The 18,584-nt window shown below is 69.9% G+C and carries 22 protein-coding genes; 11 read left to right on the forward strand and 11 right to left on the reverse strand.

From position 1 onward, the window contains the following. Positions 1–3 precede the first annotated feature (3 nt). The 5 genes from ALIDE2_RS01250 to ALIDE2_RS01270 form a co-directional block, all read right to left on the reverse strand. A complete protein-coding gene (locus ALIDE2_RS01250; protein WP_013721215.1) occupies positions 4–723 on the reverse strand; it encodes an MOSC domain-containing protein in 720 nt (239 codons plus the stop codon). Further along, positions 720–1,280 (reverse strand): redoxin domain-containing protein, encoded by a 561-nt coding sequence (locus ALIDE2_RS01255; protein ID WP_013517223.1) that lies wholly within the window; start codon positions 1,278–1,280, stop codon positions 720–722. The genes ALIDE2_RS01250 and ALIDE2_RS01255 overlap by 4 nt, the downstream gene beginning before the upstream one ends. A gap of 18 nt (positions 1,281–1,298) precedes the next feature. Next, positions 1,299–1,793 carry an SRPBCC family protein gene (locus ALIDE2_RS01260; RefSeq protein WP_013517224.1) on the reverse strand — a complete coding sequence of 165 codons (495 nt, stop codon included), beginning with the start codon at positions 1,791–1,793 and terminating at the stop codon, positions 1,299–1,301. 99 nt (positions 1,794–1,892) lie between these two features. Then, positions 1,893–2,354: a MaoC family dehydratase gene (locus ALIDE2_RS01265; protein WP_013517225.1), complete on the reverse strand. Its 462-nt coding sequence runs from the start codon at positions 2,352–2,354 to the stop codon at positions 1,893–1,895. 21 nt (positions 2,355–2,375) lie between these two features. Beyond that, positions 2,376–3,347, reverse strand: coding sequence for a Bug family tripartite tricarboxylate transporter substrate binding protein (locus tag ALIDE2_RS01270; protein WP_013721216.1), 972 nt, complete (start codon positions 3,345–3,347; stop codon positions 2,376–2,378). A gap of 153 nt (positions 3,348–3,500) precedes the next feature. On the opposite strand from ALIDE2_RS01270, the gene ALIDE2_RS01275 reads away from it, so the two are divergent. Continuing rightward, entirely contained in the window at positions 3,501–4,430 is a 930-nt protein-coding gene (locus ALIDE2_RS01275; RefSeq protein WP_013517227.1) for a LysR substrate-binding domain-containing protein, read from the forward strand. Positions 4,431–4,554: 124 nt separating this feature from the next. After that, positions 4,555–5,721, forward strand: a complete 1,167-nt coding sequence (locus ALIDE2_RS01280) for a CaiB/BaiF CoA transferase family protein (protein WP_013721217.1) — start codon at positions 4,555–4,557, stop codon at positions 5,719–5,721. Positions 5,722–5,738: 17 nt separating this feature from the next. Here the strand turns inward: ALIDE2_RS01280 and ALIDE2_RS01285 are convergent, their stop codons facing one another. The 3 genes from ALIDE2_RS01285 to ALIDE2_RS01295 all read right to left on the reverse strand — a co-directional run bounded on the left by ALIDE2_RS01285 (position 5,739) and on the right by ALIDE2_RS01295 (position 9,097). Next, the gene (locus ALIDE2_RS01285; protein WP_013517229.1) at positions 5,739–6,950 is read right to left on the reverse strand and encodes a HAMP domain-containing sensor histidine kinase; all 1,212 of its coding nucleotides are present in this window, start codon (positions 6,948–6,950) and stop codon (positions 5,739–5,741) included. A gap of 9 nt (positions 6,951–6,959) precedes the next feature. Then, complete coding sequence (locus tag ALIDE2_RS01290) at positions 6,960–7,670, reverse strand: response regulator transcription factor (protein ID WP_013517230.1); 711 nt, start codon at positions 7,668–7,670, stop codon at positions 6,960–6,962. Positions 7,671–7,765: 95 nt separating this feature from the next. After that, positions 7,766–9,097: an AmpG family muropeptide MFS transporter gene (locus ALIDE2_RS01295; protein ID WP_238530082.1), complete on the reverse strand. Its 1,332-nt coding sequence runs from the start codon at positions 9,095–9,097 to the stop codon at positions 7,766–7,768. Positions 9,098–9,133: 36 nt separating this feature from the next. Between ALIDE2_RS01295 and ALIDE2_RS01300 the strand changes: the two genes are divergently transcribed. The 3 genes from ALIDE2_RS01300 to ALIDE2_RS01310 all read left to right on the forward strand — a co-directional run bounded on the left by ALIDE2_RS01300 (position 9,134) and on the right by ALIDE2_RS01310 (position 11,657). After that, the gene (locus tag ALIDE2_RS01300; protein ID WP_013517232.1) at positions 9,134–9,799 is read left to right on the forward strand and encodes a helix-turn-helix domain-containing protein; all 666 of its coding nucleotides are present in this window, start codon (positions 9,134–9,136) and stop codon (positions 9,797–9,799) included. Between the two features lie 113 nt (positions 9,800–9,912). After that, positions 9,913–10,806, forward strand: a complete 894-nt coding sequence (locus ALIDE2_RS01305; RefSeq protein WP_013517233.1) for a DMT family transporter — start codon at positions 9,913–9,915, stop codon at positions 10,804–10,806. Then, the gene (locus tag ALIDE2_RS01310; protein ID WP_013517234.1) at positions 10,803–11,657 is read left to right on the forward strand and encodes a M48 family metallopeptidase; all 855 of its coding nucleotides are present in this window, start codon (positions 10,803–10,805) and stop codon (positions 11,655–11,657) included. Before ALIDE2_RS01305 ends, ALIDE2_RS01310 begins: the two co-directional genes overlap by 4 nt. A gap of 27 nt (positions 11,658–11,684) precedes the next feature. Here ALIDE2_RS01310 and ALIDE2_RS01315 read toward each other — a convergent pair whose 3' ends face one another. After that, the gene (locus ALIDE2_RS01315; protein WP_041700559.1) at positions 11,685–11,930 is read right to left on the reverse strand and encodes a PepSY domain-containing protein; all 246 of its coding nucleotides are present in this window, start codon (positions 11,928–11,930) and stop codon (positions 11,685–11,687) included. Between ALIDE2_RS01315 and ALIDE2_RS01320 the strand changes: the two genes are divergently transcribed. Further along, positions 11,929–12,144 (forward strand): helix-turn-helix domain-containing protein, encoded by a 216-nt coding sequence (locus ALIDE2_RS01320; RefSeq protein ID WP_049791312.1) that lies wholly within the window; start codon positions 11,929–11,931, stop codon positions 12,142–12,144. The two genes, ALIDE2_RS01315 and ALIDE2_RS01320, sit on opposite strands and share 2 nt — an antisense overlap. Before the next feature lie 69 nt (positions 12,145–12,213). Here the strand turns inward: ALIDE2_RS01320 and ALIDE2_RS01325 are convergent, their stop codons facing one another. After that, positions 12,214–12,969 carry a GntR family transcriptional regulator gene (locus ALIDE2_RS01325; protein ID WP_013721219.1) on the reverse strand — a complete coding sequence of 252 codons (756 nt, stop codon included), beginning with the start codon at positions 12,967–12,969 and terminating at the stop codon, positions 12,214–12,216. A 1-nt stretch (position 12,970) separates the two neighbouring features. Further along, complete coding sequence (locus ALIDE2_RS01330) at positions 12,971–14,677, reverse strand: sigma-54-dependent Fis family transcriptional regulator (RefSeq protein WP_013517236.1); 1,707 nt, start codon at positions 14,675–14,677, stop codon at positions 12,971–12,973. A 231-nt stretch (positions 14,678–14,908) separates the two neighbouring features. Between ALIDE2_RS01330 and ALIDE2_RS01335 the strand changes: the two genes are divergently transcribed. The 5 genes from ALIDE2_RS01335 (at position 14,909) to ALIDE2_RS01355 (ending at position 18,544) form a co-directional block, all read left to right on the forward strand. Beyond that, positions 14,909–15,220: a phenol hydroxylase subunit gene (locus ALIDE2_RS01335; protein ID WP_013517237.1), complete on the forward strand. Its 312-nt coding sequence runs from the start codon at positions 14,909–14,911 to the stop codon at positions 15,218–15,220. 43 nt (positions 15,221–15,263) lie between these two features. After that, positions 15,264–16,256: an aromatic/alkene monooxygenase hydroxylase subunit beta gene (locus ALIDE2_RS01340; RefSeq protein ID WP_013721220.1), complete on the forward strand. Its 993-nt coding sequence runs from the start codon at positions 15,264–15,266 to the stop codon at positions 16,254–16,256. Between the two features lie 22 nt (positions 16,257–16,278). Next, complete coding sequence (locus tag ALIDE2_RS01345) at positions 16,279–16,548, forward strand: MmoB/DmpM family protein (RefSeq protein WP_013517239.1); 270 nt, start codon at positions 16,279–16,281, stop codon at positions 16,546–16,548. 25 nt (positions 16,549–16,573) lie between these two features. After that, the gene (locus ALIDE2_RS01350) at positions 16,574–18,121 is read left to right on the forward strand and encodes an aromatic/alkene/methane monooxygenase hydroxylase/oxygenase subunit alpha (protein ID WP_013721221.1); all 1,548 of its coding nucleotides are present in this window, start codon (positions 16,574–16,576) and stop codon (positions 18,119–18,121) included. A gap of 66 nt (positions 18,122–18,187) precedes the next feature. Beyond that, positions 18,188–18,544, forward strand: a complete 357-nt coding sequence (locus tag ALIDE2_RS01355) for a phenol hydroxylase subunit P4 (RefSeq protein ID WP_013517241.1) — start codon at positions 18,188–18,190, stop codon at positions 18,542–18,544. Positions 18,545–18,584 lie beyond the last annotated feature (40 nt).

Consider the following 18,584-nt stretch of genomic DNA (forward strand, 5'->3'; position numbering starts at 1 on the left):
GGCTCAGGGCTGCCTGCCGACCAGCCGGGAGGTCCAGTCCTCTGCGCTGGCGTTCTCCAGCCGGCAGCTGAACAGCTTGTGCCACGAGGGCGGCAGCGGCAGGGCCAGGATCTGGCGCAGCGTCGCGGGCGTGCAGTCGCGCTCGGCAATGGCGCGCAGCAGGCGCGTGATGGGCCACTCGGGGTAGGGCCTCGCCAGCAGCCACACCTGGTCGCCCGCCTGCACCTGGCCGCCCTGCAGCACGCGCAGGTACCAGCCGGTGCGCAGGCTGCTTTGCACGCGCAGCGCCATGTCGGGCACGCCGAAGCGGTCGTTCAGCTTCCAGCAGGGCTGGCGGCCCTGGCTGACCTCGAAGCGCGCGCTGCCGATCTGCCACTGGTCCGCGATGCAGACCTGGGATTCCTGCAGGTCGTCCAGGCTGAAGTTCTCGCCGAACGCGCCGGGCTGCTCCAGCAGGGCTTGCGCCGCGGCGTTGCCCGCAAGCTCTTGCCGCCAGGGCGCGTACTGGGCCCAGGCGTAGCAGTGCACGGCCTTGTCGGGGCCGCCGTGCACGCGCGGGTCGCCCTGCTCGTCGCCATCCAGGCCCAGCGGGCCAGCGCCGACCGGGCCGCCGCGCGCCTGCTTGGCGATGGCGCTGCGGCTGCCGGGGCGGGTGTAGGGCAGGGCGCGGCCGGTGAGCACGGCGCGCAGCCAGCCCAGGGGCTGTGGGGGCGTGGCGTTCATGGCGGGGGCATGTCGGGGCGCGGGCAGCCGTTGTCGTCGCAGCCGGCGGCGGCCTGGGCCGGCGTGGCGGCGGCAGGCACGGGCTCGGCCAGCAGCTGGCCCAGCAGCGTGCCCAGGCGCAGGTCGTCCAGGTGCCCGAAGTGGTGCAGGCGCACGCGGCCCTGCGGGTCCAGCACCACCAGGCTGGGCGTGCCCTGCAGCGCCAGGCTGTGCATGGTGCGTGGAATGGTGCGCTGCGGGTCGGGCTGGTCCAGGCCGATGGGAAAGCGCAGGCGGTATTCGTGCATGAAGGCCTGCAGCGCCGCCGCGCCGCCCTGCACGTCGTGGTGCTCGAACACCGTGTGCAGACCGATCACGACGAGCCGGTCCTGCGGGAACGCCTCGTGCACGCGCCGCGCCTGCGGTATGCCGTGCTCCACGCAGCCCGGGCACAGCATCTGGAACGCGTGTAGCACTACGACGCGCCCGCGCAGCGCCTTCAGCGTGAGCGGCTGCGGCGTGTTGAACCATTGCGCCACCTGCAGCGGCGGCGCGGGCGGGTGATAGGTGCCGTTCATGGCCTGGCGCCGCCGGATTCAGCCCGCCAACTGCGCGTTGTAGGCGCTGCGCGCCTGCAAGAAGCGCTCGAACGGGAACTTGATCGGCACGCCCTCCAGGGCGGCGGCCAGCATGTCCAGGTGGCCCTCGAAGCCGGCGCAGGCTTTGGCGGCGTCCTCGCCGGCGGGAATTTGCAGCGTCAGGGTCAATGCGGTGCCCTCGCCGGCGGGGGCCAGCTCCCAGCGCATGGGGCGCTCGGGTTCGTTGCCGCTGCTCCAGGAGTAGGCCAGCACGCGCTGCGCCTCGAAGGCGGTGACGCGGCTGTCGATGACGATGCCGCTGTCGACGAAGTCGATGCGCACGGCGCCGCCGGTGCACAGCTCGATGTTGCCGGGCGCCAGCCATTGCGCCATGGCCTGCGGGTCGGTCAGCATGCGCCAGACGGCGTCCGCGCCGTGGTCGAGCCGGCGTGTCAGGCGGCCTTCAAAACCCGTGGCCGTGCGTTGCAGGGTGCCGATGTCGGCTGTGCTCATGGTCGTTCCTCCGAGGCGTTGCGATGCCACGGGTTGTAGCAGACGGACGGGGGCGTCCGCGTGAATGACAGCACGGATATTGGGGATGCGCGGCAGTGGCTACGGGCGGCGCTTTCTCAGGAGGTATTTCTGGAAGCCATCCATCACCACCTCGCCCTTCTGGTTCTTCACTTCGGTGCCGAGGGTGATCACGCCCGTGGTGTTGCCGGGCCTGAGCTCCGACACGGTGAGCGTGCAGTACAAGGTGTCGCCCACGAACACCGGGTTCAGGAAGCGGCTGCCTTGCTCCAGGAAGCCCTTGAGCGATTCCTCCACCATGTGCGGGAACAGCCCCGCCCCCGCGGCGGTCTGGATCACCACCTGGTAGCCATGGGCCAGCATGTGGGGCATGCCATGGGCGCGGCAGTATTCCACGTCGTAGTGCACGGGGTGGTTGTCGCCGCTGGCCAGCTGGAAGGCGGCGAACAGCGCATCCGTCATGGTGCGCGAGGGCAGCAGGAATTGCTCGCCCAGCTCGAAATCCTCGAAATAGCGCTGCGGGCACATCTGGTGCTTGATCATGGCTCGTCCTACCTGGGGTTCTCAATTCGCCGTCATTTTCGCGGCCTTGGCCACTTGGCCCCACTTGGCCAGCTCGCCGCCGAGGAAGGCGGCCAGCGCCTGCGGCTGGGGGTTCTTCTCCAATACCAGGCCCATGTCGTAGGCCTGCTTTTGCAGGCCGGGATCCTGCAGCGCTTCCTTCAGGCTGGTGTTGAGCTTTGCAATCACCGGCGCCGGGGTCTGGGCTGGAGCAAACACCGCGTTCCAGGTGTAGGCCTCGTACTTGGGCACGACCTCTGCCACGGCCGGCGTGTCGGGCGTCTGGGGCAGGCGCTGCCCCATCGTCGTGGCGATCAGGCGCACCGTGCCCGCCTTCACCTGGGCCAGGCCGGTGGGGGCGCTGTCCATCATGAAGGCCAGGTGCCCGCCGATCACGTCCTGCATGGCAGGCGCGCTGCCGCGGTAGGGCACATGCTCGGTCTTGGAGCCGGTCATGTAGTTCAGCAGTTCGGCGCCCAGATGGGGCGCGCTGCCGACGCCTGCCGATCCGTAGTTCACCTTGCCCGGGTGATCCTTGATGTAGCCGATGAATTCCTGCAGGTTCTGCGCCGGGAAATTCTTGTTCACCACGATCACCAGCGGCGCCTTTGCCGCCATGCCCACGGGGGCGAAGTCCTCCACGGTCCTGTACGGCATCTTGTCGTGGATGCTGGGGTTCACGGCGTGCGCCACCGTGGTCAGCAGGATGGTGTAGCCGTCCGGCTGGGCCTTGGCCACGGCATCGGTGCCCACCAGCGTGCCTGCGCCCGTGCGGTTCTCCACGACCAGCACTTGCCCCAGCTTCTTGCCCCATGCGTCCGCCAGGGCGCGGGCAAAGGTATCGGTCGGGCCTCCTGCTGCGTAGGGCACAATCAGTTTCACGGGGCGTGCCGGGTAGCTTTGCGCATGCGCTGCGGCCGAGACCAATGCCAATGCACCAACGATGGCGGTGTGGATCGATCGACGTGTCATCATGGGAATATGTCTCCTGTCTTGTCCGAGAAAACCAAAAAGATCGGTGTCCGAAAACTATAGAAAGCCAGCCGCCGTGCTTCCAGTCGAATGTTTCTTGGTGCCTTTAGAAGCCTTCTAAACACCAGCATCCACGCGCCCTGGGGAACGATTTCCATGCGATACGAGCTGACCGACCTCAAGGTGTTCCTTGCCATTGCCGCCGCGAGAAGTCTCAGCGGCGGCGCGGCCGACATGCACCTCACGGCCCCTTCCGCGAGCTACCGGCTCAAGAACCTGGAGCAGGCCCTGGGCACGGCCTTGTTCGAGCGCACGTCCAAGGGCATGCAGCTCACGCCGGCGGGCCTGACCGTCAGGCGCTATGCGGAGGCGATCCTCGGCAACGTCGAGCGCCTGGGGGCCGAGATGCAGCGCCACACCGATGGCGTCGTCGGCCATATCCGCGTGTTCGCCAACAGCAGCACCTTGAATGGCCTGGCGCCGGCGCTCAGCCGTTTTCTGGCGGCCTATCCCAACGTCAACGTGGAGCTGGAGGAGCATCTGAGCGCCACCGTCGTCAAGGCGGTGCAGGACGACGCGGCTGACATAGGCTTGGCCGCGGGCGACATCGACTTCGGCGGCCTCACGGCCATTCCCTATGCCCGCGACGAACTCGTCTTCGTCACGCCGCCTGGCCATCCGCTGGCCGAATTCCCCATCGTTCCGCTGGACATGGCGCTCGCCCACGACCTGGTGGGCATAGGCAAGAAGTCCAGCAACTTCGTCTTCCTTGAAGCCATGGCGAACAAGCTCGGCGTCGCCCCGCGCGTGCGCGTCCATGCGCCCTCTTTCGCCGACGTGCTTGCCTGCGTCAAGGAAGGCGTGGGCATTTCGCTCGTGCCCTACTCCATCGCCGCCGCATTCATCCAAAGCGGCCAAGTGCAGAAGGTACGCGTGGACGAGCCCTGGGCCCAGCGGCAGCAGTGCATCGTGCTCAAGTCGCCGCAAAGCCTGCTGCCGCACGAACAGGCCTTCGTCAGCTATGTCGTCAAGACCAACGCCAGCGCCCTGGCCGATGCGGCCGCGCCGGCGATTCGAGGATCTTGAACGCGGCTTCCAAAATATCGACTGGCTGCGCCGCAGGCGCGTTCCTAGAATTTTTGCTGGCCCATGCATCCCGGCGATGCGTGGAGATTTTTTGGCTACCGACATCCACACGCCTGCAAGATCCATGACCACCCCTGCCGCCTCCACCCCCCCCACCCGCCCGCTGCAAGGCATTACCGTGCTGGCGCTGGAACATGCCGTGGCCGCGCCCTTTGCCAGCCGCCAGCTGGCCGACCTGGGCGCCCGCGTCATCAAGATCGAGCGCCCCGGCGACGGCGACTTCGCCCGCGGCTACGACAGCACCGTGATGGGCCAGTCTTCCTTCTTCGTCTGGTGCAACCGCGGCAAGGAGAGCCTGGCGCTGGACCTGAAGCAGCCCGGGAGCATGCCGGTGTTGGACAGGCTCCTGGAGCGCTGCGACGTGTTCATCCAGAACCTCGCCCCCGGCGCCGCCGCCCGCATGGGGCTGGACTACGACAGCCTGCGCGAGAAGTACCCGCGTCTCATTGTCTGCGTCATTTCAGGCTACGGCGAAGGCGGCCCCTACAGCGACAAGAAGGCCTACGACCTGCTCGTTCAGGCGGCCTCCGGCCTTATCTCCGTCACCGGCACGCCGGACGCGCCGGCGCGCACGGGTATCTCCATTGCCGACATCTCCGCGGGCATGTATGCCTACTCGGGCATCTTGTCGGCCTTGCTGCAGCGCGGCCATACCGGGCAGGGCATGCGGGTGGAGGTGAGCATGCTCGAAGCGCTTACCGAATGGATGTCCTACCCCCTGAACTTCAGCCACTATGGCGGCAGCGCGCCGGTGCGCAGCGGCCTCACCCACCCCACGATCGCGCCCTATGGGCAATACCGCGCGGGCGATGGCAAAAGCGTCATCTTCGGCCTGCAGAACGACCGTGAATGGGCCGACTTCTGCCGCGCTGTCCTCCAGCGCCCCGGCATGGCGGACGACCCGCGCTTCGCCAGCAACCTGCTGCGCGTGAGCAACCGCGCAGAGCTCGACGCCATCCTTGAGGAATGCTTCGACTCCCTCACGCGCGAACAGCTGCTGCAGCGCCTGGACGAGGGCGGCATCGCCAACGCACCGCTGGCCGAGCCCGACGAGGTCTGGACCCACCCGCAGTTCCAGGCGCGCCGGCGCTGGCGCGAGGTCGCGACCCCCCAAGGCGCCATCCAGGCCCTGCTGCCCCCCGCTACCCTTTCCGGGACCGAGGCCGCCATGGGCTCCGTGCCCGCGCTGGGCGAGCACACGGACGCCATCCTGAAAGAGCTTGGTTATTGAGCCCTTCGCAGGCCGCGTCAGCGCGTGGCCGGCAGGCTCAGCACGAAGCACGCGCCGGCCGCGCCGTCGGGCCGGTCCTCGCAATGCACGCTGCCGCCGTGGCGCTGGGCGATGGAGCGCACCAGGGCCAGGCCCAGGCCCACGCCGCCCGAGCGTTCGCTGGCGCCGGGCAGGCGGTAGAAGGGCTCGAAGATGCGCTCGCGCTGCGCGGGCGGCACGCCGGGGCCGTGGTCGCACACGCGCAGCACGGCGGACGGGCCCTCGCGCGTGACCGCGAGCGTGATGGCGCCCTGGCTGTAGCGGCGCGCGTTCTCCAGCAGGTTGCGCACGGCGCGGCGCAGCAGCTTGGACACAGCGGGCACCTCGACGGGGGCGCCGTCGCCTACCTGCAGCTCGGCATCGACGCGCACGCCTTCCTCCACGGCCAGGCCCACCAGGTCCACGGGCTCGACGGTGCCCACGTCGGCCGCGCCGGCGTCCAGCCGGCTGGCCAGCAGGATCTCGTCCACGAGCTGGTCGAGCTCGGCGATGTTGCGCTCGATCTCGGCGCGGGACGCGGGCGAGGGGGCGCCGCCCCGCATCAGCTCCAGCCCCATGCGGATGCGCGTGAGCGGCGAGCGCAGCTCGTGCGATGCATTGGCCAGCAGCGACTTGTGCGACTGCACCAGCGTCTCGATGCGCGCCGCCGCGGCGTTGAACTGGCGCGCCAGGTCTGCCACTTCGTCGTGGCCCTGCTCGGCCACGCGCACCGACAGGTCGCCCTCGCCGAAGCGCTGCACGCTGCGCTGCAGCTGCTCCAGCCGCTGCAACAGCCGGCGGATGATGGGGAACACGCCCACGGTGACGGCGATGCCTACCAGCGCCAGCATCCATAGGAAGCCCAGCGGCGGGCGGAACCACGCGGCCGGCCCGTGCTCGTCGGGGCGCATGCGGGGCGTGCGCGGCGACAGGCGCATCTCGTACACGGCGCCGTCGTCGGCCTCGATGCGGTAGTGGATGCCCTCGCCCGGGTCGAGCCGCTGGCGTATGCCCGTGCCGTCGACCAGCGTGCGGCCCTGGGCGTCGGTGATCACGATGCCGCGCGTGGGCAACTGGTGCTGGTTCTGCTCGGCCGCCCAGCGCCAGGCCAGGCCCACGGCGAAGGCGAACACCAGCACGCCGCCCACCACCGCGAGCCAGATGCGCAGGTACAGGCGCCGGGAGAAGGGGCTGAACAGGGACAAGGACATGGCAGCCGGTCAATCCTGCTGCTTGGCGAACACGTAGCCCACGCCGCGCACGGTGAGAATGCGGCGCGGGTTCTTGGGGTCGGCCTCGATGGCGGCGCGGATGCGGCCCATGTGCACGTCGATGCTGCGGTCGAAGGCTTCGAGCTCGCGCCCGCGCACGGCCTCCATGATCTGGTCGCGCGTGAGCACGCGGCCCGCGCGCTCGGCCATGGTGACCAGCAGGTCGAACTGGTAGGAGGTCAGCTCCGCCGGCTCGCCGCCCACGGTGATGGTGCGCGCGTCGCGGTCGATCTCCAGGCTGCCGAAGCGCAGCAGATGGTTGGCCGGGGGCTGGGCGCCGGCCTCGCGCCGGCGCAGGATGGCGCGTATGCGCGCGAGCAGCTCGCGTGGCTCGAAGGGCTTGGGCAGGTAGTCGTCGGCGCCGATCTCCAGGCCGATCACGCGGTCCATGGGGTCGCCCTTGGCAGTGAGCATCAGCACCGGCACCTGGGCGGCCGCGCCCGGCAGCGCGCGTATGCGCCGGCACACCTCCAGGCCGTCCATGTCGGGCAGCATCAGGTCCAGGATCACTAGGTCGGGCAGCTCGCTGCCCTGCAGCTGCGCCAGGCCGCTCGTGCCATCGGCCATGTGCGTCACCTGCAACCCGGACTGGCCGAGGTATTCGCCCACCATCTGCGCGAGGCGGTGGTCGTCTTCGATCATCAGCAGTTGCGAGTTCATGGCTGGCATCTTGGTATCGCGCTGTCTTGCTGCGTTGAAGTGTTGGTAAAGTTAGGTAAACCGCTTCTAATTGTGTAGCTGAAGGCGCTTGTCCATCAAACGCTGGAGGCAGTTTTGGCTCTTGCCGCCAGTGCCACCAGCAGCAGAACCGGCAGGCCCAGCAGGGCCGTGCCCGTGAAGAACGCGGCGTAGCCGTGCGCGTCCACGAACCGGCCCGAGAAGCCCGCCAGCCATTTGGGCAGCAGCAGCATCATGGAACTGAACAGCGCGTACTGCGTGGCCGAGTACTGCACGTTGGTCAGGCCCGACAGGTAGGCGATGAACGCCGCCGAGGCGATGCCGCCGGCCAGGTTGTCGGCCGAGACCACCAGCACCAGTCCCGTGAGGTCGTGCCCGCGCTGGCCCAGCCACGCGAACAGCAGGTTGCTGAGCGCACTGAGCACCGCGCCCAGCATCAGCACGCGCATCACGCCCAGGCGCATCGAGAGCACGCCGCCCACGAAGGCGCCCGCCAGCGTCATGACCACGCCGAAGACCTTGGTCACGGCGGCCACCTCGTCCTTGGTGTAGCCCATGTCCACGTAGAACGGGTTGGCCATGATGCCCATCACCACGTCGCTGATGCGGTAGACGGCGATGAGCGCCAGGATCAGCGCCGCCTGCCAGCGGTAGCGCCGGATGAAGTCGGCGAACGGCTCCACCACCGCGCCGCGCAGCCACTCGCCCAGGTTGCGCGCGGGCGCCAGCGGGCGGGGCGTGGGTTCGGGCGAGAGCAGCACCGTCGCCGTGCCCACCAGCATCGAGGCCGCCATGACCAGGTAGGCCGCGGCCCAGGCGCCGGCCTGGTAGCCGGCAAGGCCCGCCACCTCTGCGCGCGCCGCCACCCACAGCACGCCCGCGCCGGCCCAGATCATGGCCAGGCGGTAGCCCGTCTGGTAGGTGGCGGCCAGGGCGGCCTGGCGGTCGGCGTCGGCCGACTCGATGCGGAACGCGTCCAGCGCGATGTCCTGCGTGGCCGAGCCGAAGGCCACCAGCAGCGCGCACCACACCATGGGCCCCAGCTTGGCGCGCGGGTCCACCAGCGCCATGCCCACCAGCCCGGCCATCACCATGCCCTGCGCCAGCAGCAGCCAGCTGCGCCGCCGCCCCAGGGCACGCGTGAGCAGCGGCAGCGGCAGCCGGTCCACCAGCGGCGACCAGACCCACTTGAACGCATAGGCCAGGCCCACCCACGAGAGGTAGCCGATCGTCGTGCGGTCGATGCCCGCCTCGCGCAGCCGGAACGACAGCGTGCCCAGCACCAGCAGCAGCGGCAGCCCGGCGGAGAAGCCCAGCGCGAGCATGCGCAGGCTGGCGGGCTCCAGGTAGACGAGCCAGGCCTGGCGCCAGGAGCGGCGGGCGGGGGCGGCGGAAGAGGAATCGGGCATGCGGGGGATTATCCGCACCGCTACCATCGGCCTCCCATGCCTTCGCTCGTCCACCCCGTCGCCTCGGTGCGCCGCTACGCTGGCGAGCACCAGGCGCACGCGCACGAGCACGCGCAGGTCCTCTACGCGCTCGAAGGCCGCATGGAGCTGGAGGTGGCGGGCCGCGCCGCGTTCGTGGACACGGCCTGCGGCCTCGTCGTGCCCGCGGGCGTGGAGCACGGCTTCCTCGCGCGGCCCGGCACGCGCATGTTCGTGATCGACGCGCCGCCGCAGGCGGGCGTGGACCGCGTGCGCCGCTTCGCCGTGCCGCCGGGCGCGCGTCCCGCCGATGCGGCCGGTCAGCTCGCGCTGCTGCTGCACGCGCCGCGCGTGCTGGCGCGCCGGGGCATGGACCTGGCGCTGCTGCAGTCGCGCGTGGATGCGGCGCTGCACGAGCCCTGGCCCACGGCGCGCATGGCAGCGCTCTTTCACCTGAGCGCGCCGCGCTTTCACGCGCGGCTGGTGGAGCTCACGGGCCGCACGCCCCAGGCGTGGCTGCGCGCGCGCCGGCTCGACGCGGCCGAGCGCGCGCTGGCGCGCGGCCTGCCGCTGGAGGCCACGGCCCTGCGCGTGGGCTACGCCAGTGCCAGCGCGCTGGCCTACGCCTTGCGGCGCGAGCGCGGCACGGGCGCGCGGGCGCTGCGCGGGTTTCAAGCAAAATAGGGCTCCAGTGCTTGCCAGGAAAGCGTTGGCAGCTATTCAAAATGAAGCAATGGCGCGCCGCACCTCGCGCGTTGCTCGACAGTGGCCGCACGCGGCGCGCGCACCATGGGCGCATGAATACCGCATCCCTGCGCAGCATCGCCATGGTGCTGCTTGCCGCCATGCTCTGGGGCACCACCGGCACCGCGCAAAGCCTGGCGCCCGCCACGCTGTCGCCCTACTGGGTGGGCGCGCTGCGCCTGGGCTTTGCCAGCGCCTTCTTCGCCGTGCTGGCCTGGCCGGCCCTGCGCCGCGGCGCGTGGCGCGGCCTGCGCGGCGCCGCGCTGCCGCTGGCCGCGCTGTGCGTGGCGGCGTACAACCTGAGCTTCTTCGCGGGGGTGAAGGCCAGCGGCGTGGCGCTGGGCACGGCGCTGGCCATCGGCAGCGGGCCGGTCTGGGCCGGGCTGCTGCAGACCGTGGCGCAGCGGCGCTGGCCCGCGCCCGCGTGGTGGCTGGGCACGCTGCTGGGCGTGGCGGGCGGGGTGGCCATGGCGCTGGATGGCGGCGCCGACGCGCGCGCGCCGCTTTCGGGCATCGCGCTGTGCCTGCTGGCCGGGCTGTCGTATGCGGGCTATGCACTCTTGAACAAGCGCCTGGTGGCGCGGGCCGGCCCCGCCATGGTGAACCTGGCGGTGTTCGGCGGCGCGGGCCTGCTGTCGCTGCCCGTGGCGCTGCTGCTGGGCGGCGTGCCCACGCCGTCGGCGGCCACCTGGGGCGTGGTGCTGTACCTGGGGCTGGCGGCCACGGGGCTGGCCTACCTGCTGTTCAGCGCGGCGCTGCGCCACATCAGCGGCGCCACGGGCGTCACGCTGGCGCTGGCCGAGCCGGTGACGGCGTTCGCGCTGGCCATCTTGGTGGTGGGCGAGCGGCCCTCGGCCATGGCCTTCTGGGGCCTGGGGGGAGTGCTGGCGGGGCTGCTGCTGGTGATCTGGTCGGAGTTGCGCGCGGCGCCTAAACTTGGCGCATGATGATCGAAACCTCCTCCGATGCGCCCGGTTGCCGCTGCTGCGCAGGCGGCATCTGGAACGCGCGCCGCGTCTTCGTGCTGGCCGCCGCGGGCGCCGCCGCTCTGCCGGCCGTGGCGCAGGTGGACGTGGGCAGCGCGTCGGGCCTGCGCAAGCTGGTGCCGGCCGAGCAGCTCGAAACCTCGGCCACGCAGCAGTACGGCCAGATGCTCGCCCAGGCCAAGGCCAAGGGGGCGCTGGCGCCCGACGGCCATCCGCAGCTCGTGAAGCTGCGCGCCATCGCGCGGCGCCTCATCCCACACGCCGCGCAGTGGAACAGCCGCGCGGCCTCCTGGCGCTGGGAGGTGAACCTGATCGGCAGCAAGCAGATCAACGCCTTCTGCATGCCCGGCGGCAAGATCGCGTTCTACACCGGCATCCTGGACCAGCTCAAGCTCAGCGACGACGAGATCGCCATGGTCATGGGCCACGAGATGGCCCACGCGCTGCGCGAGCACGCGCGCTCGCGCATCGCCAAGAGCCAAGCGACGAGCCTCGGCCTGTCGCTGGGCGCGCAGCTGCTGGGCCTGGGCGAGCTGGGCAACGCGGCGGCCAGCCTGGGCACGCAGCTGCTCACGCTCAAGTTCAGCCGCGGCGACGAGACCGAGGCCGACCTCGTGGGCCTGGAACTGGCCGCGCGCGCCGGCTACAACCCCCAGGCCGCCGTGAGCCTGTGGCGCAAGATGGGCGAGGCCACGGGCAGCGAGGGCATCGGCTTCCTCTCAACCCACCCCTCGGGGCCCGACCGCATCCGCGAGCTGGAGCAGAACGTGCCGCGCGTGGAGGGGCTGTACCGCGCGGCGCGGGGCGGGTGATGCTATTCAAAGAATAGCTGCCGACGCTTACTGGGTAAGCGCTATGGCTCGATTTTTGTCAGATTCCTGCGGTTCGGCCCGCGCGATGAGCGGCTGGGCCTCGTCCATGGGCACGGGCTGCACGAAGGCTGCGGGCGGCGTGGACCAGCGGCGCAGCGGCTCCTTGAACGCCGTGAGCGCTCCCGCGTAGAAGGCGACGAACAGCGCCATGCCGCTCAGGATGCCCGTCCAGGTGTGGACGGACTTGTAGATGCGGGCGTGGTCGGCCCTCATGCTGCAACGCCAGTTCCGCGCCGTCTTCGGCACCACCGTGTTCGCCTACCTGTGCGAATGCCGCCTGCTGCGCGCGCGCCGGGCGCTGGAGCACGACGGCGTCACAGTGGGCCAGGCGGCGATGGTGGCGGGCTACACCAGCGCGGCCAACTTCGCCACCGCGTACAAGCGGCGCTTCTGGCACGCGCCCAAGCTGGCGCGCTCGCGCGTCTAGATTCGGGTGTATTGCTCCTGGAAATAGAGCTATAAGCGCTCTCCAGTATTGGGATGAAGGCGGTTTTGGCTATGAATCCTGCAGGCCCTTGCCCTCCAGCAGCGGCGCGGCGCTGCCGGGCAGCGATGCGCGGCCCTCGCGCAGCGCCTGGATCAGCAGGTCCGGCGTGGTGCGGATGTGCGCCTCCAGCGCCAGCGCGGCGCGCGCGTCCTGCCCGGCCATGGTGTATTCGAAGATCGCGGTGTGCTCGGCGTGCACGTCGCGCACGCAGCCGGGCAGCGCCATGGCGAAGCTGCGGTAGCGCTCGGTGTGGCGCGAGAGCAGGCGCAGCACGTGCACCGTCCAGGGCGAGGCGTGGCCCGACAGCAGCGCCTCGTGGAAGCGCGTGTTGAGCTGCTCCCACGCGTGCCGCCGCCCGGGCGCGATGGGCTCTTCGGCCGAGATGGCGGCGAAGGCCTGCTCTACGCGCTGGCGCCACTGCGCGTCGCCCGTGCGGATCGACTGGCGCAGCGCCTCGGTCTCGATCTGCACGCGCAGGTTGGTGATGTCCTCCAGGTCCTCGGTGGTGATGGGCGCCACGCGAAAGCCGCGTTGTCCCTCGGTCACCACCAGCGCGTCGCTGGCCAGGCGCGTGATGGCCTCGCGCAGCGTGCCGGCGCTCACGCCGTAGCGCTCCTTGAGGTGCTCCACGCGCAGCTTCTCGCCGGGCACGAGCTGGCCGCTCACGATGTCGTCGCGCAGCCGCGCGTAGGCGTGCTCGATCAGGGTGCGCGCCGACGACGGCGCGGGGGCGGCGATCGCGTACAGGGCGCTGCGCTTGGCCATGTCAGATATCCCGTACCTTGTTCAGCCGGTAGCTCAGCTGCGGGCGCGTCAGGCCCAGCAGGCGCGCGGCCGCCGCCAGGTTGCCGTGGCTGCGTTCCACGGCGGCCTCGATCAAGTGGGTCTCCAGCGCCTGCAGGTCCAGGCGCTCGCCCAGCAGGCGGTCGATCAGCGCCGCGTCGCAGGCCGGGGCACGGGCCTCGCCCAGGCGGCCCGAGGCCTGCAGCGTGTGCGCGGGCGCGGCCGCCGGGGCGCTGTCGGGAAAGAGGTGCGCCGCGTCCACGGGCTGGCCCGGGTCGGCCAGGATCACGCCGCGCTCGATCAGGTTCTCCATCTCGCGCACGTTCCCCGGCCAGGCGTACTGGCGCAGCGCGTGCAGCGCGCGGTCCGTGAGGCCGCCGATGTGCTTATCGTGCAGCGCCGCGAAGCGCTGCAGCAGGTGCCGCGCGAAGGGCTCGATGTCGTCCTGGCGCTCGCGCAGCGGCGGGATGCGGATGGGGTAGACGTTCAGGCGGTAGTACAGGTCCTGGCGGAAGCGCCCGGCGCGCACCGCGTCCTGCAGGTCCACGTGCGTGGCGGCCACCAGGCGCACGTCCACCTGGCGCGGCTGGGTGGCGCCCAGGCGCTCGACCTGCCCGTCCTGCAGCACGCGCAGCAGCTTGGCCTGCGCGGACAGCGGCAGTTCGCCCAGCTCGTCGAGGAACAGCGTACCGCCGTGCGCGCGCTCGAAGCGCCCGGCGCGCGCCGCGTCGGCGCCGGTATAGGCGCCCTTCTCGGTGCCGAAGAGCTCGGACTCGACCAGGTTGCCCGGCAGCGCCGCGCAGTTCACCGCCACGAAAGGCTTGGCCGCGCGCGGGCTTAAAGCGTGCAGGGCGCGCGCGAAGCGCTCCTTGCCCACGCCGGTCTCGCCCGTGAGCAGCACCGTGACCTGCGTGCCCGCGGCCTTGCGCAGCAGCCGCGTGGCGGCGGTGAAGCCGGCCGAGCGCCCGATCAGCGGGCCCAGCGCGTCGGCGGGCGGCTCGGGCCGGTCCTCGGCGGGCATGGGCGCGGGCCAGGCGGGCAGGGCGCGCGGGCCGTTCTGGGGCGCGCCGTCGTCCAGCAGCGCGTCGGGCGCGTAGTCGGCGGCCAGCTGCGCGCCGTCGGGCCAGTCCTGCACCGGGCGGCCCTCGATGCGGCAGTGCGCGTGGCCGCTGGCGGCGCACTGCACCTCCTTGTAGAGCACGGTGCGGCCCATGAAGGCACTGGTGTAGCCCGAGGCGTAGCCCAGCAGCATCCAGCACACGGGGACGTTCTGCGGGCCGAAGTCGCGCACGTGGACTTCCACCTCCCACGACTGTTGCCAGGCAAAGATGCCGTGGAAGTGGCCGGTCGCCGCGTCCAGCTCCAGCTTTTCGGGGGTGACCTGCACGGCCCCCTGCAGCATGTGCAGCTGCGGGCCCACGCTGAACATGGCGAAGGCGTCGGCGCCGGGGCGCAGCTGGCGCGCCAGCGCCGCGTCGCGCTCGCCCGAGGCGTAGCCCACGCGCAGCAGCAGACGGCGCGTGGCGGCGGGGCCGAGCGTGTGTATCAGCTCGCGGCGCAGTATGCCCAGCGACGCGGCGTGCATCAGCACCATGCGCTGGCCCGCCAGCCAGATGCGCCCGTCGGCTGCCGAGAACTGGATCTGGCGCCGCAGGTCGGCGTCGGAGGGCAGCGCGGGAAGGGTGGGCATGCTGATGATTATCGATAAAAGATTTTTCTGCGCAAGATGGCTTGTCCGCAGAGATTTCACCAAATGGTGAATTCCGGGGTGTGGATGGTGTGCAAATCATCAAGATGCACTGCAGCAACCGCCTTTCCAGCCCCTGCTCGGGCGGCCTTGGGGTCGGTCGAACTGGATCTAAATTTAGGGGTTTACCCGAAATTATCGAGATTTTCGCCATGGTGCCGGGCCGCCTGGCACATGTCCTGCATAGGCCTGGGCATGCGCACCACGCCACCTTCCTCCAACGACCGCTGGGATCTCCAGCGCCGCTACATCCGCATCGTGCAGGAGCACGGCAACGGCATGGTGGAGTTCGAGTTCGCCGTGGGCGAGCCGCAGCTCTACGTCGAGATGGTGATGCCGCGCGCGCAGTTCGACGACTTCTGCGCCACGCAGGGCGTGCAGCCCACCGTCGGGCGCCTGCCGGGGCAGGAGCAGGGCAGCGCCGAGCACGAATGGGACTGGAACCTGCGCGACGCGCGCGAGCGCCACTTCCGCCACGAGCCCTGAGAAGCACCACTTTCCATTACAGAAACCACAGGAGACAAGCCCCATGCAAATCGACCTGCGCACCGTCAGCATCACGCCGCTGCGCCAGACCTACGACCACATCGCCCGGCGGCTGGGCGCGGACAAGCCGGCCTCGCGCTACATCGAGGCCACGATGGACGTGCAGCCCCAGGCCAACTTCCACTACCGCCCCACCTGGGACCCGGAGCACGAGCTGTTCGACGCCTCGCGCACCCGCATCGTGATGCAGGACTGGTACGCGCTGAAAGACCCGCGCCAGCTCTATTACGGCACCTACGCCCAGGCGCGCGCCCGCCTGCAGGAGGTGGCCGAGGCGGACTTCGAGTTCGTCGAGTCGCGCGGCCTGGCCGAGCGCTTCGACGACACGGCGCGGCGCACGGCGCTGGACTTCTACGTGCCGCTGCGCCACGTGGCCTGGGGCGCGAACATGAACGGCGCCTACCAGTGCGCCTACGGGCACGGCACGGCCATCACCCAGCCCTGCCTGTACGCCGGCATGGACCAGCTCGGTATCGCCCAGTACCTCACGCGCCTGGGCCTGCTGCTGGGCAACCAGGGCGACCTGGAGGCGGGCAAGCAGGCCTGGCTGGAGGCGCCCGCGTGGCAGGGCCTGCGTCGCGTGGTGGAGGACACCTGGGTGCTCAAGGACTGGTTCGAGCTGTACGTGGCGCAGAACGTGGCGCTGGACGGCATCCTGTTCGGCCTGGCCTACCGCGAGGTGGACGCCGCGTTGTCCGAGCAGGCCGGCCCCACGGTGTCCATGCTCACGCGCTTCCAGGCCGAGTGGTTCCAGGACGCGAACAAGTGGGTGGACGCCGTCATCAAGACCGCCGCAGCCGAAAGCGCCGAGAACCAGGCCCTGCTGGGCCAGTGGTACGCCCACTGGCGCGGCCGCGTGCAGGAGGCGCTGGCGCCGGTGGCGCGCCTGGCGCTGGGCGACGCGGGCGATGCCGCCCTGGCGCGCGCCGTGGCCGCCGTCGATGCGCGCATGCACAAGTCCGGCCTGGCCGTCTGAAGCCCCCGCAGGAGAGCACCCCATGTCCAACGTATTCATCGCCTTCCAGAAGAACGAGGAAACGCGCGCCATCGTCGACGCCATCGTCGCCGACAACCCGCAGGCCATCGTCAACCAGCAGCCCGCCATGGTGAAGATCGACGCCCCGGGCCGCCTGGTGATCCGCAAGAGCAGCATCGAGCAGGAGATCGGGCGCGAGTTCGACCTGCAGGAGATGCACGTGCACCTCATCACCCTGTCGGGAAACATCGACGAGACCGACGACGAGCTCAGCCTGACCTGGAATCAGTGAACCCGCGAACACAAGGAGACAGACCATGGATATGAAAGTCAGCAAGAAGCTGGGCCTGAAAGAGCGCTACAACCTCATGACGCGCGACCTGGCCTGGACGCCCACCTACCAGGCGTTGAAGGACGTGTTCCCGTACATGGAGTACGAGGGCATCAAGATCCACGACTGGGACAAGTTCGAGGACCCGTTCCGCATGACCATGGACTCGTACTGGAAGTACCAGGCCGAGAAGGAGCGCAAGCTCTACGCCATCATCGACGCCTTCACGCAGAACAACGGCCACCTGGGCGTGACGGACGCGCGCTACATCAACGCGCTCAAGCTGTTCCTCACCGGCGTCAGCCCGCTGGAATACATGGCGCACCGGGGCTTCGCCCACGTCGGCCGCCAGTACCCCGGCGCCGGCCCGCGCGTGGCCTGCCTGATGCAGAGCCTGGACGAGATCCGCCACTCGCAGACGCAGATCCACTCGCTGTCCAACTACAACAAGCACTACAACGGCTTCGCCAACTGGCGCCACCAGCACGACCGCGTGTGGTACCTCAGCGTGCCCAAGAGCTTCTTCGACGACGCCGTGAGCGCCGGGCCGTTCGAGTTCATCGTGGCCATCGGCTTCGCGTTCGAATACGTGCTCACCAACCTGCTGTTCGTGCCCTTCATCAGCGGCGCGGCCTACAACGGCGACATGGGCGCCATGGCCTTCGGCTTCTCGGCCCAGTCCGACGAGTCGCGCCACATGACGCTGGGGCTGGAGATCATCAAGTTCATCCTGGAGCAGGACCCGGACAACCTGCCGATCGTGCAGGCCTGGCTGGACAAGTGGTTCTGGCGCGGCTACCGCGTGCTCACGCTGGTGGCCATGATGATGGACTACATGCTGCCCAAGCGCGTGATGAGCTGGAAGGAAGCCTGGGAGACCTACGCCGAGCAGAACGGCGGCGCCCTGTTCGCCGACCTGGCGCGCTACGGCATCAAGGTGCCCGCCGGCTGGGAACAGGCCTGCAAGGACAAGGACCACCTGAGCCACCAGGCCTGGAACGTGTTCTACAACTACGGCGCCGCGGCCCCCTTCCACACCTGGGCGCCGAGCGAGGCCGACATGAAGTGGCTGAGCGAGAAGTACCCCGACACCTTCGACAAGTACTACCGCCCGGTGTGGGAGCACTACGCCAAGGAGCAGGCCGAGGGCCGGCGCTTCTACAACAAGACGCTGCCCATGCTGTGCCAGACCTGCCAGATCCCGATGTTCTTCACCGAACCGGGCGACCCGACCAAGATCGCCTACCGCGAGAGCGACTGGCGTGGCCAGAAATACCACTTCTGCTCCGACGGCTGCAAGCACATCTTCGACAACGAGCCCGAGAAGTACGTGCAAAGCTGGCTGCCCGTGCACCAGATCTACCAGGGCAACTGCTTCCCCGAGGACGCCGACCCGTCCAAGCCCGGCTTCGACCCGCTGATGGAGGTGCTGCGCTGGTACCGCATGGAGTTCGGGCGCGACAACCTGGACTACGCCGACTCGCAGGACAAGAAGAACTTCGAGGCCTGGCGCGCGCAGTCCACCAGCAACTGACGCGCAAGGCGCAGCCCGGGCTGCGCCGCGCACCCCACCCCACCCCACACGACAGGAGACAAGTCCATGGCCGTCACATCCGCCGCCCCCTACGACTTCCCGCAGCAGGACACCGCCGACAAGTTCCCCGCGCCGCTGCTGTACATCGGCTGGGAAGACCACAAGATGTTCTGCGCGCCGTTCTGCGTGCCCATGCCGCCCGCTACCCGGTTCGGCGACATGGTGCAGGGCGCGCTGCCCGGCCTCTACGGCGCGCACCCCGACTTCGCGCGCATCGACTGGAACCGGGCCGAATGGTTCGTCTCGGGCAAGCCCTTCACCCCCGACATGGACAAGACCGTGGCCGAGAACGGCCTGGGCCACAAGAGCGTGATCCGCTTCCGCACGCCCGGGCTGACCGGCCTGCAGGGTTCGTGCTTTTGAATGAAATCGGCATCCAGCCGGCACGCAACAAGCGCCAGCA

The organism is Alicycliphilus denitrificans K601 (assembly GCF_000204645.1).
Taxonomy (GTDB): domain Bacteria; phylum Pseudomonadota; class Gammaproteobacteria; order Burkholderiales; family Burkholderiaceae_C; genus Alicycliphilus; species Alicycliphilus denitrificans.

Coding starts and splice junctions, on each gene's coding strand:
- ALIDE2_RS01250 (WP_013721215.1), bottom strand. CDS start 723: ATGAACGCCACGCCCCCACAGCCCCTGGGCTGGCTGCGCGCCGTGCTC.
- ALIDE2_RS01255 (WP_013517223.1), bottom strand. CDS start 1,280: ATGAACGGCACCTATCACCCGCCCGCGCCGCCGCTGCAGGTGGCGCAA.
- ALIDE2_RS01260 (WP_013517224.1), bottom strand. CDS start 1,793: ATGAGCACAGCCGACATCGGCACCCTGCAACGCACGGCCACGGGTTTT.
- ALIDE2_RS01265 (WP_013517225.1), bottom strand. CDS start 2,354: ATGATCAAGCACCAGATGTGCCCGCAGCGCTATTTCGAGGATTTCGAG.
- ALIDE2_RS01270 (WP_013721216.1), bottom strand. CDS start 3,347: ATGATGACACGTCGATCGATCCACACCGCCATCGTTGGTGCATTGGCA.
- ALIDE2_RS01275 (WP_013517227.1), top strand. CDS start 3,501: ATGCGATACGAGCTGACCGACCTCAAGGTGTTCCTTGCCATTGCCGCC.
- ALIDE2_RS01280 (WP_013721217.1), top strand. CDS start 4,555: ATGACCACCCCTGCCGCCTCCACCCCCCCCACCCGCCCGCTGCAAGGC.
- ALIDE2_RS01285 (WP_013517229.1), bottom strand. CDS start 6,950: ATGTCCTTGTCCCTGTTCAGCCCCTTCTCCCGGCGCCTGTACCTGCGC.
- ALIDE2_RS01290 (WP_013517230.1), bottom strand. CDS start 7,670: ATGAACTCGCAACTGCTGATGATCGAAGACGACCACCGCCTCGCGCAG.
- ALIDE2_RS01295 (WP_238530082.1), bottom strand. CDS start 9,097: ATGCCCGATTCCTCTTCCGCCGCCCCCGCCCGCCGCTCCTGGCGCCAG.
- ALIDE2_RS01300 (WP_013517232.1), top strand. CDS start 9,134: ATGCCTTCGCTCGTCCACCCCGTCGCCTCGGTGCGCCGCTACGCTGGC.
- ALIDE2_RS01305 (WP_013517233.1), top strand. CDS start 9,913: ATGAATACCGCATCCCTGCGCAGCATCGCCATGGTGCTGCTTGCCGCC.
- ALIDE2_RS01310 (WP_013517234.1), top strand. CDS start 10,803: ATGATGATCGAAACCTCCTCCGATGCGCCCGGTTGCCGCTGCTGCGCA.
- ALIDE2_RS01320 (WP_049791312.1), top strand. CDS start 11,929: ATGCTGCAACGCCAGTTCCGCGCCGTCTTCGGCACCACCGTGTTCGCC.
- ALIDE2_RS01315 (WP_041700559.1), bottom strand. CDS start 11,930: ATGAGGGCCGACCACGCCCGCATCTACAAGTCCGTCCACACCTGGACG.
- ALIDE2_RS01325 (WP_013721219.1), bottom strand. CDS start 12,969: ATGGCCAAGCGCAGCGCCCTGTACGCGATCGCCGCCCCCGCGCCGTCG.
- ALIDE2_RS01330 (WP_013517236.1), bottom strand. CDS start 14,677: ATGCCCACCCTTCCCGCGCTGCCCTCCGACGCCGACCTGCGGCGCCAG.
- ALIDE2_RS01335 (WP_013517237.1), top strand. CDS start 14,909: ATGTCCTGCATAGGCCTGGGCATGCGCACCACGCCACCTTCCTCCAAC.
- ALIDE2_RS01340 (WP_013721220.1), top strand. CDS start 15,264: ATGCAAATCGACCTGCGCACCGTCAGCATCACGCCGCTGCGCCAGACC.
- ALIDE2_RS01345 (WP_013517239.1), top strand. CDS start 16,279: ATGTCCAACGTATTCATCGCCTTCCAGAAGAACGAGGAAACGCGCGCC.
- ALIDE2_RS01350 (WP_013721221.1), top strand. CDS start 16,574: ATGGATATGAAAGTCAGCAAGAAGCTGGGCCTGAAAGAGCGCTACAAC.
- ALIDE2_RS01355 (WP_013517241.1), top strand. CDS start 18,188: ATGGCCGTCACATCCGCCGCCCCCTACGACTTCCCGCAGCAGGACACC.